This window comes from Pseudomonas sp. FP198, assembly GCF_030687895.1.
Classification (GTDB): domain Bacteria; phylum Pseudomonadota; class Gammaproteobacteria; order Pseudomonadales; family Pseudomonadaceae; genus Aquipseudomonas.
In genome coordinates this window covers 3,987,345-4,004,591 of the sequence record NZ_CP117452.1, presented here as the reverse complement: position 1 = coordinate 4,004,591, position 17,247 = coordinate 3,987,345, and the positions used below count along the sequence as shown (strand labels likewise).

6 protein-coding genes (1 of these 6 cut by a window edge) are annotated in these 17,247 nt (G+C 65.2%); 4 read left to right on the top strand and 2 right to left on the bottom strand.

Features of this window, described 5'->3' with window-relative positions:
* The first annotated feature begins 123 nt into the window (after positions 1-123).
* On the top strand, positions 124-1,296 hold the full coding sequence (locus tag PSH78_RS18065; protein ID WP_305495938.1) for an MFS transporter: 1,173 nt from the start codon (positions 124-126) through the stop codon (positions 1,294-1,296).
* A 141-nt stretch (positions 1,297-1,437) separates the two neighbouring features.
* Here the strand turns inward: PSH78_RS18065 and PSH78_RS18060 are convergent, their stop codons facing one another.
* Both PSH78_RS18060 and tam read right to left on the bottom strand, forming a co-directional pair.
* Positions 1,438-2,571, bottom strand: coding sequence for a cupin-like domain-containing protein (locus PSH78_RS18060; protein WP_305495936.1), 1,134 nt, complete (start codon positions 2,569-2,571; stop codon positions 1,438-1,440).
* Positions 2,572-2,653: 82 nt separating this feature from the next.
* Positions 2,654-3,424 (bottom strand): trans-aconitate 2-methyltransferase, encoded by a 771-nt coding sequence (gene tam, locus PSH78_RS18055; protein ID WP_305495934.1) that lies wholly within the window; start codon positions 3,422-3,424, stop codon positions 2,654-2,656.
* A 132-nt stretch (positions 3,425-3,556) separates the two neighbouring features.
* Between tam and PSH78_RS18050 the strand changes: the two genes are divergently transcribed.
* The 3 genes from PSH78_RS18050 to PSH78_RS18040 form a co-directional block, all read left to right on the top strand.
* Positions 3,557-4,291: a thioesterase II family protein gene (locus tag PSH78_RS18050; RefSeq protein ID WP_305495932.1), complete on the top strand. Its 735-nt coding sequence runs from the start codon at positions 3,557-3,559 to the stop codon at positions 4,289-4,291.
* 267 nt (positions 4,292-4,558) lie between these two features.
* Complete coding sequence (locus PSH78_RS18045) at positions 4,559-17,005, top strand: non-ribosomal peptide synthase/polyketide synthase (RefSeq protein ID WP_305495930.1); 12,447 nt, start codon at positions 4,559-4,561, stop codon at positions 17,003-17,005.
* Positions 17,005-17,247, top strand: the beginning of a protein-coding gene (locus PSH78_RS18040; protein ID WP_305495928.1) for a non-ribosomal peptide synthetase. Its footprint extends 8,742 nt past the window's final position; only the first 243 of its 8,985 coding nucleotides appear in the window; its start codon is at positions 17,005-17,007; its stop codon lies off the right edge, out of view. Before PSH78_RS18045 ends, PSH78_RS18040 begins: the two co-directional genes overlap by 1 nt.

The following is a 17,247-nucleotide window of genomic DNA, read 5'->3' as shown; positions in this document are numbered from 1 at the left end:
ACTGACGACAGGCGCGCAGAGTTCATTTACAGGCGCCAGTCTTCACATTTCACCGACAGTTTTGCGCTTTCCCCGGCACCGTCCTTTGTGGCAAGTTGCAGGCCCTTGTTGAGACGGCATCCCATGGCAAATCCTTATCGTGAACTGTTCAGCGCACCTGGCAGCCGTGGCTTCGTGCTGGCGGGAATGATCGCGCGCATGCCGATATCGATGACCGGGATCGGCGTGATCACCATGCTTGCGCAGCTCAAGGGCGGCTACGGATTGGCCGGCGCGGTGGCGGCGACGTTTGCCTTGGCGACGGCGTTCTGCGCGCCGCAGGTGTCGCGGCTGGTCGACCGTTTTGGCCAGGGGAGGGTGTTGCCATTAGCGGCGCTGCTGGGCGGTGGGGCGTTGCTGATGCTGTTGTTGTGCACGCGCTTGCAGGCGCCCCAGTGGACGCTGTTCCTGTTCGCCGCCCTGTCCGGTTGCATGCCCAGCATGTCGGCCATGGTGCGGGCGCGCTGGACCGAGGTGTATCGCGGCCAGCCGCAGCTGCGCACTGCCTATGCGCTGGAGTCAGTGTTGGACGAGGTCTGCTTCATCGTCGGACCGCCGCTGTCGGTGGGGTTGTGCGTGGTGGCGTTCCCGGAAGCGGGGCCGCTGGCCTCGGTGCTGCTGTTGGCGATCGGCGTGACGGCGTTTGTCCTGCAACGCGGCACCGAGCCGCCGGTGCACCCGCATCAGGCGCATCACCAGGGCTCGATCATCGGCTCAAGCGACGTGCTTTTGCTGCTGCTGTTGATGATCGCCATGGGCGTCATCGTCGGGGTAGTGGACGTGGTCAGCGTGGCGTTCGCCCAGCATCAGGGGCAACCGGCGGCGGCGAGCATCGTGCTGTCGGTCTATGCCATCGGCTCGTGCCTGGCCGGCTTGGCGTTCGGCGCGCTGCGTTCGAAGTTGCCTTTGCCGCGATTGTTCCTGTACGGCGGGGTGGCGACGGCGGTAACCACGCTGCCGCTGTTGTTGGCGAGCAATATCCTCGGGCTGTCGCTGGCGGTATTTGTCGCGGGGTTGTTCTTCGCGCCGACGCTGATCGTCGCCATGGCCTTGGTGGAACGCATCGTGCCGCCGGCGCGGCTCACCGAAGGCCTGACCTGGCTGGTGACCGGGCTGAGCATCGGCGTGGCCATCGGCGCGGCCGGCTCGGGTTGGCTGGTGGATACGTATGGCGCGCGCAGTGGTTTCTGGCTGGCGATTGCGGCTGGAGCAGTGGTGCTGGGGGCGGCGGTGCAGAGTTATCGCCAGCAAAAATAACGCACAGTCTTTTGTGGCGAGGGAGCTTGCTTTTGTGGCGAGGGAGCTTGCTCCCGCTCGACTGCGCAGCAGGCGCGAATTTGGGGCCGCTTCGCAGCCCAGCGGGAGCAAGCTCCCTCGCCACAAGGGCAATGCTGGACGCTACCAACCCCGCCCCGAATTCACCCAGAAATTCACTGACAGCGAAGTGGACACCGATTCCACCTGATGAAACCAGCCCTCCGGCAAAAACAGCAAATCCCCAGCCTCCAGCGTCACCCGCAGGAATGTCACGTCGCGGGCGTGGGGGAAACGTTCGTAGTCCGGCGCGTCCGGGTTGAAGTCGCAACCGTCCAGCCCGCCCTGGGGCGCGGTCGACCAGGTGCCCAGGGCCTCGCGGTGGTGGGGGGCGGCGAGGGTGAAGGTTTTCTGACCCCAGACCTGGGCGAACAGGTTGTCGGTGTCGTCGCGGTGCAGCGGTGTGAGGGTGCCCTTGGGGCCGATCCAGATGCGCGGCGGAATGAACAGTGACGGATCGAAATAGGGCGGGTATTTGATCAGCTCCATCAGCTGCGCCGGCAAGATGTTGTTGCCCATGTAGGCTGGCGGTTCGCCGTCCGCACCCTTGGTGACCGGGTTGTCGAGGGACTCGATGAAGTCGGCCATGGAGGTCGAGCGGAAATCCCGCTCGGTGGAAAAGGTTTTTTTCACGTAGTCGCCGTGGCGGGTGATGCCTTGCAGCTGGGCAAAATGAACCAGGGATTCTTCACGGCTGAGCTTGAACAAGGGCCAGTCCTGCAGCGCGTCGCTGATCACCAGCGGAATGCCATGGGGCAGGTAGCGTGCCTGGAAATCCCTCACCGACAGTTCGCTTCGCGGTCGCCGCTCGACGCTGCGTTGGGTCGGCAGGCTCGCGGTGAGGGTTTCGCTGAAGCGCGGCGGGGTCGGGTAGCGCTTGTTCATGTCGACCTTTTCCGTCGGGCGACTGCCATTGCGGGCGTGATCGATGATCTGCGGCAGCAACGTCGCCAGGCCCATGTTGCCACCGATCTTCAGGCGGCCGCTGGCGAACAGTTCCTCGACATTGGCCAGGCCGGCCATGATCCCGAGAAAGTCCTTTTCCGCGATTTCGATGGTCACGTCGGGGCTGCTGTGCCGACCAGCCTGAGTGTGGCTGCTGGCTTTGACCTCGGACCAGTACGCCTGATGCGGGCCGAACACGAATTGGAAGACGCCGTCGATACCAACGGCGCCGGCGTTGGCGAACAGTTTGCCCAGGATGGTTTGCAGGTCCACGGCGGTCACTCTTGTGGGTTTTGGTCTTAGCAGGTAACGAGGGCCCGGATCAGAAATTTAGCCCTCGCGCCTGACCATCGCCCTAGCGTGTCGCGACGATGAACACCCTCGGGAACGGCAGCAGGACCGAACCATCGTCCAGGGCCGGATAGGCCTGTTCGATGGCCTTGAGGTATTGCTGCAGATAGTCCTCGCGCTGCGCTTCGTCCAACGGCTCGAGGAACGGTCGCAGGCCGCTGCCCTTGAACCACTCCACGACCCCCGAGGCGCCACCGGCCAGCGGGTGATGATAGGTGGTGCGCCACACATCGACGCGGGTGCAGTGGGGTTTGAGGATCGAGTAATAAGTGCTGGCATCCTCGACCTCGGTCCGCGAATCCGCCGCGCCGGCCAGTTGGCGGGCCCAGGGGCCGCTGGCGGCGATGTCACGCATCAAGCGATGGGACGGTTGGTGCAGGGTGTCAGGCATCTGGACGGCCAGGCTGCCGCCAGGGGCGAGTTTGTCCACCAGCGACGGCAGCAGGGTGGCGTGGTCGGGCAGCCATTGCAGCACGGCGTTGGCGAAGATCACGTCGAAGGGGCCGCTTTCGTTCCAGCGCCCGATATCGGCGGTGTCGAATGTCACGCCGGGCAAGCGCTTACGGGCGGCTTCGACCATGTCGGCGGAACTGTCCAGGCCGCGCACCGTTGCGCCGGGAAAGTGATCGACCAGCAGCTCGGTGGAGTTGCCGGGGCCGCAGCCCAGGTCGATGACCTGACGCGCCTGTACCGGCGGGATGGCCGCCAGCAGATCGCGGGACGGGCGGGTGCGTTCCTGTTCGAACGCGACATACTGTTGGGCGGACCAGCTCATTGTGTTCTCCTTAAGGGCAGACCAGGCCATCGGGCGTGCAGTATAAGACGCATCTGGGTGAGGAGCCGGTGACTAATTCTCAACGGCCCGGCCTCGTTATTCCTTTTATACAAACGATCGGAGAAAACCGCAGTGACCCAACTGACCCTGCTGTGTCTGCCGTATTCCGGCGCCAGCGCGATGGTTTACAGCCGCTGGCGGCGCAAGGTGCCGCAGTGGCTGACGGTGCAGCCGGTGGAGTTGCCGGGGCGTGGGGCGCGTTTCGCCGAGCCGCTGCACACCGACATGGGGCCCTTGGCAAAGCAATTGGCGCGGGAGCTGGCCCCGACCCTCCAGGCCCCTTATGCCTTGTTCGGCCACAGCCTGGGCGCGCTGCTGGCCGGTGAAATCGCCCACGCCTTGCGTGAGCTGGGCTGCCCGGAGCCGGTGGCGCTGTTTGCCTCGGGCACCGCGGCGCCGACGATGCGCGCCGACTATGACCGGGGCTTCGCCGAGCCGAAAACCGATGCTGAACTGATCGACCAGCTGCGCACCCTCAACGGTACCAGCGAGGAGGTGCTGGCCAATGAAGAGCTGATGGCTTTGACCTTGCCGGTGCTGCGCGCGGACTTCCTGCTCTGTGGCCGCTACCAGCCAAGGCTTCGGTCTCCGCTCAACTGCCCCGTGCACGTGCTCGGCGGCACCGCCGACAAGGCCACCACCGAGCAGTTGATCGGCTGGAGCCGCGAAACCAGCGGCAGCTTCTCCGTGGATATGCTGGCTGGCGGGCACTTCTTCATCCATGAACACGAGGCCAGGGTACTGCGGCTGATCAAGGATCAGCTGAGCGTGCATCACCGGCGACACGGGTTGGCGATCAGCGCATAACCGATTCAATACCCGCTTTTTGTGGCGAGGGAGCTTGCTCCCGCTGGGCGGCGAAGCCGCCCCAAAAGAAATGGCGCATTAAGCCAGGCAGACCGCATCAGCCGGTTTACGACTGCTGCGCAGCCGAGCGGGAGCAAGCTCCCTCGCCACGGTTTTTCTTCATTCCTGACACTTGTTCCCAATCGCTAATTTTTCCGGTTTGCATTCGTTTCATAGGGACGACTTGCCTTTGTGCCTCTGTGCCCACTGATTCCGGATACCCCAGAAATGAATGCTGAAGACGCCTTGAAACTTGCTCGCCGGTTTATCGGGTTGCCCCTGGACAAGCGCCAGATGTTCCTGGCAGCGCTGGACAAGGAGGGCGTGGATTTCAGCCGCTTCCCCATTCCCCAAGGCGTCGAAGCCGATGACCGCCAGGCCCTGTCCTATGCCCAGCGCCGCATGTGGTTTCTCTGGCAACTGGACCCCGACAGCGGCGCCTACAACTTGCCCGGCGCGGTGCGGCTCAAGGGCGCGCTGAGCCTGTCGGCGCTGGAGCAGGCCTTCGCCAGCCTGGTGGCCCGCCATGAAACCCTGCGCACAGTGTTTCAGCGCCAGGCCGACGACAGCCTGGTGCAAGTACCTACCGATGCGCCGCTGGTGATCGAGCAACAGGACCTCAGCGGCTTGCCGGAAGGCGAGCGCGAGCAGGCAGTACGTCAAGCCGCCGAAGCACAATCGATGCGCCCCTTCGACTTGTCGCGCGGCCCTTTGCTGCGGGTCGAACTGCTCAAGCTTGATCAGCAGGAGCATGTGTTGCTGCTGACCTTGCATCACATTGTCTCCGACGGCTGGTCGATGAACGTGCTGATCGACGAGTTCATCCGCTGCTACGACGCCCACGAGGCAGGCGTGGCCCCGCAACTGGCCGACCTGCCGATCCAGTACAGCGACTATGCCCTGTGGCAGCGTCGCTGGCTGGAGGCCGGCGAGCAGGCGCGGCAGCTGGCGTACTGGCAGGCACAACTGGGCGCTGAACATCCGGTGCTGGAGTTGCCCACCGACCATTCCCGCCCGGCGATGCCCAGCTATCGCGGCAGCCGCTATGAATTCGCCATCGACGCCGGGTTGGCGGAGCAACTGCGCAGCACAGCCCAGCAGCAAGGCGTCACGCTGTTCATGCTGCTGCTCGGCGCGTTCAACGTGCTGCTGCATCGCTACAGCGGCCAGTCCGATATCCGCGTCGGCGTGCCGATTGCCAACCGCAACCGGGATGAGGTCGAAGGGCTGATCGGCTTCTTCGTCAACACCCAGGTACTGCGTACCGAACTGGACGGCCAGCTCCGTGTCGACGAGTTGCTGCGCCGGGTCAAGGAAACCGCGCTCGGCGCCCAGGCCCATCAGGACCTGCCGTTCGAGCGTCTGGTCGAAGCGCTCAAGCTGGAGCGCAGCCTCAGCCATACGCCGCTGTTCCAGGTGATGTACAACCATCAGCCGCACGTGGCGGACGTCACCACGATCCGCACGGCGTCCGGGCTGGAACTGGGCATGATCGAATGGCAGGCGCGCACCACCCAGTTCGACCTGACCCTGGATACCTATGAAAAAGCCGGCACGCTGCACGCGGCGCTGACCTACGCCAACGACCTGTTCGAGGCGCCGAGCATCGCGCGCATGGCCCGGCATTGGCTGCGATTGCTCACCGCGATGATCGCTGATCCGTCCCGGCGCATCGGCGAACTGCCGCTGCTCGACGCTGACGAACACGCCACCCTGGTCCACGGTTGGAACGCCACGGCGCAACGCTACCCGACCGAGCGCTGCATGCATCAATTGATTGAAGCCCAGGTCGCGCGCACCCCGGACGCACCGGCGCTGGTGTATGGCGAGCAAACCCTGAGCTACGCCGAACTCGATGCCCGCGCCAACCGACTGGCCCACCTGCTGCGTGAGCGCGGCGTGCGGCCGGACAGCCTGGTGGGGATCTGCGTCGAGCGCTCGCTGGAAATGGTGGTGGGCCTGCTGGCGATTCACAAGGCCGGCGGCGCCTATGTGCCGCTGGATCCTGAGTACCCGCAGGAGCGCCTGGCCTACATGATCGAGGACAGCGCCATCGGCTTGCTGCTGACCCAGCGCTCGCTGTCGGCGGCGCTGCCAACCGAAGGCGTCGAGGTGATCGAGCTCAACCAGCCGGCCGGCTGGCTCGACGGCTACAGCGACCATCGTCCCGACATCACGCTTGATCCGCTGAACCTGGCGTACGTGATCTACACCTCCGGCTCCACCGGCAAACCCAAGGGCGCTGGCAACAGTCACGCGGCATTGGTCAATCGCTTGTGCTGGATGCAGCAGGCCTATGGCCTGGACGGCAGCGACGCGGTGTTGCAGAAAACCCCGTTCAGCTTCGACGTGTCGGTGTGGGAATTCTTCTGGCCGCTGATGACCGGAGCCCGACTGGTAGTCGCCGCGCCGGGCGTGCACCGCGATCCGCTGCAACTGATCGAGACCATCAAGCGCCATGGCATCAGCACGCTGCACTTCGTGCCGTCGATGCTGCAAGCGTTCATTCATGAGTCGGGCGTGGAAAGCTGCCAAGGCTTGAAGCGCATCGTTTGCAGCGGTGAAGCGCTGCCGCTGGACGCGCAGCACCAGGTCTTCGCCAAGCTGCCGAACGCCGCGCTCTACAACCTGTACGGCCCGACCGAAGCGGCCATCGATGTGACCCACTGGACCTGTGTCGATGAAGGCGCTGATTGCGTGCCGATCGGTGTACCCATCGCCAACCTGCGTACCCATGTGCTCGACGCCGATCTGTCGCCGGTGCCGTGGGGCGTGGCGGGTGAGTTGTACCTGGGCGGGGCGGGGCTGGCGCGCAGTTATCACCAGCGTCCGGCGCTGACCGCCGAGCGTTTCGTGCCGTGCCCGTTCCATGCCGGCGCACGCCTGTACCGCACCGGTGACCGCGTGCGCCAGCGCGCCGACGGCGTGATCGAATACCTCGGCCGCCTCGATCACCAGGTCAAGTTGCGCGGCCTGCGCATCGAGCTCGGCGAAATCGAAACCCGCCTCATGCAGCACCCGCTGGTGCGCGAGGCCGTGGTGCTGGTCCAGGACGGCAAGCAGCTGGTGGGCTACCTGGTGCTGGAAACCAGCGAGCCGCACGAGCAGTGGCAGCAGGACCTGAAGGCTTGGCTGCTGGCGAGCCTGCCGGAATACATGGTGCCGACCTATCTGATGCCATTGGCCAGATTGCCCGTTACCGCCAACGGCAAGCTCGACCGCAAGGCCCTGCCACAACCGGACGCCGCGCCCCGACAAACATTCGTCGCCCCGCAGGATGCGCTGCAAATCGCCCTGGCCGAAATATGGCAGGACGTACTCGGCGTGGAGCGCGTCGGCCTCGAAGACAATTTCTTCGAGCTGGGCGGCGACTCGATCATTTCCATCCAGGTGGTGAGCCGCGCGCGGCAGGCCGGTATCCGCATTCATCCCCGTGATCTGTTCCAGTACCAGACCGTGCGCAGCCTGGCGCTGGTCGCCACTCGCGCCAGCCAGAGTGCCGTGGATCAGGCGCCAGTCACCGGCAATGCTGTGCTCGGGCCGATCCAGCGGCAGTTCTTCTCCCAGGCGATGCAGGCCCGTGACCACTGGAACCAGTCGCTGTTGCTGACCGCCCGCGAGCCGCTGGATGCACAGCGGCTCGACGCGGCGCTGACCTGCGTCATCAACCACCACGACGCCTTGCGCCTGCGCTTTGTCGAAGGCGCCGACGGTTGGCGGCAGGGCCACGGGCCGCTTGTGCAAAACGCCGATCTTTGGCAACGCGATGCCCGATCCGTTGAAGAGCTCAATGCATTGTGCGACGAGGCGCAACGCAGCCTGAACCTGCAGCACGGTCCGCTGCTGCGCGCCATGCTGGTGAACCTGGCCGACGGGAGCCAGCGGCTGGCGCTGATCATTCATCACCTGGTGGTGGACGGTGTGTCGTGGCGCGTGTTGCTGGAAGATCTGCAGCAAGCCTACGAACAACTGGCGGCGGGCGGCGCCGCCACGTTGCCGGCCAAGACCAGCGCGTTCCAGAGCTGGACCGCGCGGCTGAGTGCCGAAGCGTCGCGCTTCGACGATCAGTTGGCTTATTGGCAAGCCCAGCACCAGGGCGCGGCGGACATTCCTTGTGACCGTCCGCAAGGCGGCCTGCAAAATATCCACGGCGCGAAGATCGAATGGCGCCTGGACGCCGAGCTGACCCGGCAGTTGCTGCAACAGGCCCCAGCGGCCTATCGCACCCAGGTCAACGACCTGTTGCTGACCGCGCTGGCCCGCACCATCAGCCACTGGAGCGGGCAGCCGGGCACGCTGGTGGAACTGGAAGGCCATGGCCGCGAAGAGCTGTTCGACGACATCGACCTGACCCGCACGGTCGGTTGGCTGACCAGCCTGTTCCCGGTGAAGCTCACCGTTGCCGACGACCTCGACGGTTCGATCAAGACCGTCAAGGAGCAACTGCGCGGCGTGCCGGACAAAGGCCTGGGGTATGGCGTGCTGCGGCATCTGGCGGCGCCTTCGGTACAAGCGGCATTGGCCGGTCTGGCGCAACCGCGCATCACCTTCAATTACCTCGGCCAGTTCGACCGTCAGTTCGACGAAACGGCGCTGTTGCTGCCATCCGGTGAAGGCAGTGGAGTCGCCCAGGACCCGACCGCGCCGCTGGCCAACTGGCTGACCGTGGAAGGCCAGGTGCATGGCGGCGAGCTCGCGCTGAGCTGGGGGTTCAGCCGTGAAATGTTCGACAGCGCGACCGTGCAGCAACTGGCCGATCAATACGCCATCGAGCTCAAGACGCTGATTCGACATTGCGTCAGTCTGGCGACGCCGCAAGCGACGCCGTCGGACTTCCCGCTGGCGCAAATCAGCCAGGCGCAGCTCGACCATCTGCCGGTGGCGGCTGGCCAACTCGACGATATCTACCCGCTGTCCCCGATGCAGCAGGGCCTGTTGTTCCACACGCTGTACGAGCAGGCGGCGGGCGAATACGTCAACCAGCTGCGGGTGGACGTGCAGGGCCTGGATGCCGAGCGATTCCGTGCGGCGTGGCAGGCCACCGTCGCCGCGCAAGACATCCTGCGCAGCGGCTTCGTCTGGCAGGGCGAATTGCCGCAGCCGCTGCAGATTGTCCACAGACAGGTGCAGCTGCCGTTCACGGTGCTCGACTGGCGCGAGCGTACCGAGCAGAGCCAGACCCAAGCCCGGGCCCTTGCCGCCCTGGCTGACGCCGAACGCGCGCAAGGTTTCGATCTGAGCCAGGCACCGCTGTTGCGCCTGGTGCTGGTGCAGACCGGCGCCGAGCAGTGGCATCTGATCTACACCCATCACCACATCCTGATGGACGGCTGGAGCAATTCGCAGTTGCTCGGCGAGGTCATGCAGCGCTACAACGGCCACCCGCCGGGCCGCATCGCCGGACGTTATCGCGATTACATCGCCTGGCTGCAACGCCAGGACGGCCAGCTCAGCCAGGACTTCTGGAGCGAGCAACTGGCCGCGCTGCAGGAACCGACCCGGCTCGCCCGCGCGGCTTTGGGTGATGCTGGCCAGAGCGGCCATGGCGATCACTTCCTGACGCTCGATGCGCCGCGCACGAAGGCCCTGGAGACCTTCGCCCGCCGGCAGAAAGTCACCGTCAACACGCTGGTGCAAGCGGCGTGGCTGCTGTTGCTGCAACGCTATACCGGGCACCAGACCGTGGCATTTGGCGCGACCGTCGCCGGGCGGCCGGCGGATCTGCCCGGCATCGAACAACAGGTCGGCCTGTTCATCAACACCCTGCCGGTGATCGGCACGCCGCGCCCCGACCAGACGGTCGGCCAGTGGCTGCAAGCGGTGCAGGCGCAGAACCTGAGCCTGCGGGATTTCGAGCACACACCGTTGGCGGACATCCAGCGTTGGGCCGGGCAGGGTGGCGAGGCGCTGTTCGACAACCTCCTGGTGTTCGAGAACTACCCGATCGCCCAAGCCTTGCAGCAAGGCACCGACAGCGATGTCAACTTTGGCGACGTGGCCAATCTTGAGCAGACCCACTATGCCCTGAGCGTGGCGGTCACCCTCGGTGAACAACTGGCGCTGCATTACAGCTACGAGCGTCGACAGTTTGCCGACGAGGTCATCCACCAGATCAGCGCTCACCTGCTGCACCTGCTTGAGCAATTCAGCCAGGACGCCGAACGCAGCCTGGGCGAAATCGCCTTGGCCAGCGTCGCGGAACACGCGCGGCAACAGGCCGACAATCACCCGCAGCTGTATCCGGTGGACATCGCCGTGCATCAGCGGATCGCCGCGTTGGCGACCGAGCGCCCGCAACGCACGGCGGTGATCTTCAATGGCCGGCACTTCAGCTACGGCGAGATCGACCAACGCGCGAACCAGTTGGCCCATGCCTTGATCGCCCGTGGTGTCGGCGCCGAAACCCGCGTCGGCGTGGCCCTGCCGCGCAGCGAAAGCGTGATCGTCGCGTTGCTGGCGGTGCTCAAGGCCGGCGGCGCCTACGTGCCGTTGGACATCAGTTATCCCCGGGAGCGCCTGGCCTACCTGATGGAAGACGCCGGCCTGGCCTTGTTGATCAGTGACTCGTCGGTGGCGGCGCAATTGCCAGTGGCCGAATCGCTGCCGCTGTTGGAACTGGATCGGATCGATCCGCGCGAGCTGCCGGTCAGTGCGCCGCAGGTGCGACTCGACCCGCAGAACCTTGCCTACGTCATCTACACCTCCGGCTCCACCGGCAATCCCAAGGGCGTCAGCGTGGCCCACGGTCCGCTGGCGATGCACTGCCAGGCCATCGGCGAGCGTTATGAAATGCGCGACAGCGATTGCGAGTTCCATTTCATGTCGTTCGCTTTCGACGGGGCCCACGAGCGCTGGCTCACCAGCCTGACCCACGGCGCCTCGCTGCTGGTTCGCGATGACAGCCTGTGGACTCCCGAACAAACCTACAACGCCATGCGCGAGCACGGCGTGACGGTGGTCGCGTTCCCGCCGGTGTACCTGCAACAACTGGCCGAGCACGCCGAGCGTGAAGGCAACCCGCCGAAAGTGCGCATCTACTGCTTCGGCGGCGACGCGGTGGCCAACGCCAGCTTCGAACGGGTCAAGCGCGCCTTGCAGCCTGAGTACATCATCAACGGCTACGGCCCGACCGAAACCGTGGTCACGCCGTTGATCTGGAAGGCCGGCCGCGAGGTGGCTTGTGGCGCGGCCTACGCGCCGATTGGCAGCCGCATCGGCGACCGCAGTGCCTACGTGCTCGATGCCGACCTGAACCTGCTGCCCCAGGGCATGCCCGGTGAGCTGTACCTCGGCGGCAGCGGCCTGGCCCGGGGTTACCTGAACCGTCCGGGGCTGACCGCCGAGCGTTTTGTCGCCGACCCGTTCAGCGCCGGCGGCTTGCTGTACCGTACCGGCGACCTGGTGCGCCAGCGCGCCGACGGCACCTTCGATTACCTCGACCGTATCGACAACCAGGTGAAGATCCGTGGTTTCCGCATCGAGCTGGGCGAAATCGAAGCCAGCCTGCAAGCCCTCGACGGCGTGCGCGAAGCGGTGGTCGTGGCCCAGGAGGGTGCTGCCGGCAGCGGCAAGCGCCTGGTGGCCTACGTCGTCGCTGATCAACGGGTGCCGGATGACTTCGCAGAGAATTTGCGCGAACAACTCAAGGCGACCTTGCCGGCGCACATGGTCCCGGCCTATCTGCTGTTGCTCGAACGGCTGCCGCTGACCCCCAACGGCAAGCTCGATCGCAAGAACCTGCCCAAGCCCGACGCCAACCAATTGCAGCAAACCTACAAGGCACCGCGCAGCGCGCTGGAGCAGCAACTCGCGGCGATCTGGCAGGACGTGCTCAAGCTTGAGCGAGTGGGCCTGCGGGATAACTTCTTCGAACTGGGCGGCGATTCCATCGTCTCGATCCAGGTGGTCAGCCGCGCCCGGCAGGCCGGGATTCACTTGACGCCCAAGGACCTGTTCCAGCACCAGACGCTTGAGCTGCTGGCGACCGTGGCCCGCCAGGGCGAAGCCGCGCACGTCATCGACCAGGGCCCGGTGACGGGTGAGCTGGCGCTGCTGCCGGTGCAACGCTTGTTCTTCGAGCAAGCGATACCGCAACGTCATCACTGGAACCAGGCGGTGCTGCTCAAGCCGACCGAGCCTCTGGAGGCATCGACTCTGAACCAGGCGCTGAGCGCGCTGGTGTTGCATCACGATGGCCTGCGCTTGAGCTTCACGGAGCAAGGCGAAGGCTGGAGGGCGGCTTACCGTCCTGCGGACGTTCATTGTGAAGACCTGCTCTGGACCGTGGACGCACCTGACGCCTCGGCGTTGCAAAGCATCGCCAACGAAGCCCAGCGCAGCCTCGATCTGCAAGACGGGCCGCTGCTGCGGGCGGTACTGGCGATCTTGGGCGATGGCAGCCAACGTCTGTTGTTGGCGGTGCATCACCTGGTGGTCGATGGCGTGTCGTGGCGGATTTTGTTCGAGGATCTGCAACGCGCCTACCGACAGCTGTCCAGCGGCGCAGCGTTGCAGCTAGCGGACAAAACCACTTCAGCGCAGGTCTGGGCCGAGCGCCTGCAAGACCATGCCCGCAACCCGGCGCTGCAGCAGCAACTGGCCTTCTGGCAGGCCCAGCTCGAGGACATCGATGCGCGCTTGCCGATGGATAATCCACAAGGCGGCCAGCAGAACCGCCTCGCGCTGACCGTGCGTACGCGACTGAACGCCGCACTGACCCGACAACTGCTGCAAGACGCGCCCAAGGCCTATCGCACCCAGGTCAACGACTTGCTGCTGACGGCGCTGGCGCGGGTCATGGTGCGCTGGACCGGCGCCGACAGCGCGCTGATCCAGCTCGAAGGCCACGGCCGCGAAGCGCTGTTCGACGATGTCGACCTGACCCGCACCGTCGGCTGGTTTACCAGCCTGTACCCGGCCCGACTCACGCCGCAGGCCGACCTTGGGAACAGCCTCAAGCAGATCAAGGAACAACTGCGGGCGATTCCCGACAAAGGCCTCGGTTTTGGTGCCTTGGCGCATCTGGCGGATGACGCCACGCGGGCAAGTCTGGCGCGGCTGCCAGCGCCAGGCCTGACCTTCAACTACCTGGGCCAGTTCGACGCCAGCTTCGACGCAGCCGACGGCGCCTTGTTCGTGCCGGCCAACGAAGCGGCCGGCGATGAGCTGGACGCTGAAGCACCGTTGTCGAATGTGCTGGCGTTGAACGGCCAGGTGTTCAATGGCGAACTGAACCTGGGCTGGACCTTCAGCCGCGAGCAGTTCAACGAGGCGACCATCCAGGCCTTGGCCGACGAGTATGCGCTTGAGTTGCAGCAGCTCATCGAGCATTGCTGCCAGGGCGGACATCACGGCGTGACGCCATCGGACTTCCCCCTGGCGAGCCTGAGCCAGCAGCAACTGGACGGGCTGGCGCTGCCGATGGCGCAGATCGTCGACCTGTATCCATTGTCGCCGATGCAGCAAGGCATGCTGTTCCACGGCGTGTATGGCGACGCCACCGACGACTACATCAACCAATTGCGCCTGGACGTGGAAGGGCTGGACCCGCAGCGTTTCCGCCAGGCCTGGCAAGCGGCGGTGGATGCCCACGACATCCTGCGCACGCGGTTCGTCTGGCAAGGGGATTTGCCCGCGCCGGTGCAGGTGGTCAGCAAATACCTGGAGCTGCCTTACAGCGTGCAGGATCTGCGCGGCGATCCGTTGCCTGAGCAGGCCTTGCAGGCCCTGGCCGATGCCGAACGCGAGCAACTGGACCTGAGCGCGCCGGCGCTGATACGCCTGATGATCGTGCGCCTCGACGAGCAGCGTTATCACCTGATCTACAGCCACCACCACATCCTCATGGACGGCTGGAGCAATTCGCAGCTGCTCGGCGAAGTGCTGCAACGCTACAGCGGCCAACCCGTCGCCGTGTCCGGCAGCCGCTACCGCGACTACATCGCCTGGCTGCAACGCCAGGACGCGGCGGCCAGCGAAGCGTTCTGGAAACCGGCGCTGCAGCAGCTGGACGCGCCAACACGACTGGCCGATGCGGTGGCCAAACCGGCCGACACGGGCGCCGGCTACGGCGATCATATGCAGCTTCTGAATGAAGCGCTGACCCGCCGCCTGGAAGCCTTCGCACGCGCCTCGAAAGTCACCGTCAACACGCTGGTGCAAGCGGCGTGGCTGCTGCTGTTGCAGCGCTACACCGGTCGAGAAACGGTAGCCTTCGGCGCGACCGTGGCCGGGCGTCCGGCGGATTTGCCCGGCATCGAGCAGCAGATCGGTCTGTTCATCAACACCTTGCCAGTGATCGCCAGCCCTCGGGCCGAGCAATCCCTGGACAGTTGGCTGCAAGCGGTGCAGGCGCAGAACCTGGCCCTGCGCGAGTTCGAGCACACCGCGTTGCTCGACATCCAGCGCTGGGCCGGGCAGGGCGGCGACGCGCTGTTCGACAGCCTGCTGGTGTTCGAGAACTATCCGATCGCCCAGACGTTGGAGCAGGGCGCGCCGGACGGTTTGCGCTTTGGCTCGCCGGTGACTCAGGAGCAGACCAACTATCCGTTGACGCTGCTGGTGGGGTTGGAGCGGCAGTTGTCGCTGCACATGAGTTATCAGCGGGCGAGCTTCTCGGCCGCTACGGTTGAGCGGCTGGCGGCGCATCTGGCGCAGTTGCTTGGGCAGATGAGCGCCAATGGCGAGCGCTGCCTGGGTGAACTGTCGATGCTGGAATTCGATGAGCATCAACGTTTGACCCATGACTGGAACCCGGTCGATGCGCCGTTCGAACAAGACCTGTGCATCCACCAACTGATCGCCCGCCAAGCGCAATCTACTCCTGACGCATTGGCGGTCACCTTCGCCAACACGCGCCTGAGCTACAGCGAACTCGACGGCCGGGCCAATCGCCTGGCCCACAAGCTCATCGAACTGGGCGTCGGCCCGGAAGTGCGGGTGGGCGTGGCGATGCCGCGTTCCGAGCGATTGCTGATCGCCTTGCTGGCGGTGCTCAAGGCCGGCGGCACGTACGTGCCGCTGGACCCGGATTACCCGGCCGAACGCATGGCCTACATGCTTGAGGACAGTCGCGCACGGGTGTTGCTGACCGAGCAGGCGGTGGCGCAGACGCTGACGGTTCCGGCCGAGACGCAAGTGTTGATGCTCGATCAGCTCGACCTTTCACGTTATCTACTGAGTGCGCCCGTTACAGGCGTCACCCCAGACAACCTCGCCTACGTCATCTACACCTCCGGTTCCACCGGCAAGCCCAAGGGCGTGGCCATCGCCCACCGAAACGTCCTGGCGCTGATCGACTGGTCCAGAACCGTCTACAGCCGCGACGACATCCAGGGCGTACTCGCTTCCACCTCGGTGTGCTTCGACCTGTCGGTATGGGAGCTGTTTGTCACCCTCGCCAACGGCGGCTCGCTGATCATCGCCCGCAACGCCCTGGAACTGCCGCACCTGCCGGCCCGCGACCAGGTGCGCCTGATCAACAGCGTGCCTTCGGCGATCGCCGCGTTGCAGCGCAGCGGCGAGATCCCGCACAGCGTGCGCATCATCAACCTGGCCGGTGAGCCGCTGAAGCAGAGTCTGGTGGATGCCCTCTACCCGACACCTATCACCTGTGGGAGCGAGCTTGCTCGCGATAGCGGTGGGTCAGTCGATGAGGGGCTAACTGCCAGGACGCCATCGCGAGCAAGCTCGCTCCCACAGGTGGTGGGTGCACAGGTCGGTGGGGTTGAGCATGTTTATGACCTGTATGGCCCCTCGGAAGACACCACCTATTCCACCTGGACCCGCCGCACCGCCGGCGGTACGGCGAACATCGGCCGCCCGCTCAAGCACACCGCCAGCTACCTGCTGGACGCCAACCTGCAAGCGGTGCCGCAAGGCGTCTCGGCGGAGCTGTACCTGAGCGGCGCGGGCATCACCCGGGGTTACCTCGGGCGTGCGGCGATGACCGCCGAAAAATACGTGCCGAACCCGTTCTCGACCACCGGCGAACGCCTGTATCGCACCGGCGACCTGTGCCGCTATCGCGCCGATAGCGTGCTCGAGTACCAAGGCCGACTCGACCATCAGGTGAAGATCCGCGGCTTCCGCATCGAGATGGGGGAAATCGAGGCGCGGCTGTTGCAGCAAGCCGAGGTAAACGACGTCGCCGTGCTGGCCCAGGAAGGGCCGGGCGGCCAGCAGTTGGTGGCTTATGTGGTTGCCCCGGCGCTGCAGCAGGACGCTAAAACGCTGCGCGACCAGATCAAGGCACACCTGCCGGACTACATGATCCCGGCCCACTGGCTGTTCCTCGATCACCTGCCACTGACCCCCAACGGCAAGCTCGACCGCAAGGCCTTGCCGGGCATCGAAACCGGGCGCTCAGAAAACGCCTACGAAGCACCGGTCAGCGACCTTCAACAGCAAGTCGCAGCGATCTGGGCCCAGGTGCTCACCGTCGAGCGCGTGGGCCTGCACGATCATTTCTTCGAGCTGGGCGGCCACTCGTTGCTGGCGGTCACCGCCGTTTCGCGCATGGCTCTCGAACTGGGGCTGAGCCTGACCCCGCAGCTGCTATTTCAGCACCCCGTCCTGAAGGATTTCGTCGCCCGACTCGACTGCGGCGACGGGCCGATCAACGAACAGAAACTGAACAAGCTGGACGCCCTGCTTGATGAAATGGAGGAAGTCTGATGGACAAGAGTGTTGCTTTGAGGGTTGCCAAGCGCTTTATCACTCTGCCGCTGGACAAACGCCGGCTGTACCTGGAAAAGATGCTGGAAGAGGGCGTCTCGCCGGCCAACCTGCCGATCCCCGAGGTGCGTTCCGGGTTTGAACATCTGCCGCTGTCCTACGCCCAGGAGCGCCAGTGGTTTCTCTGGCAGATGGACCGCCACAGCTCGGCTTACCACATCCCCAGCGCCCTGCGCCTCAAA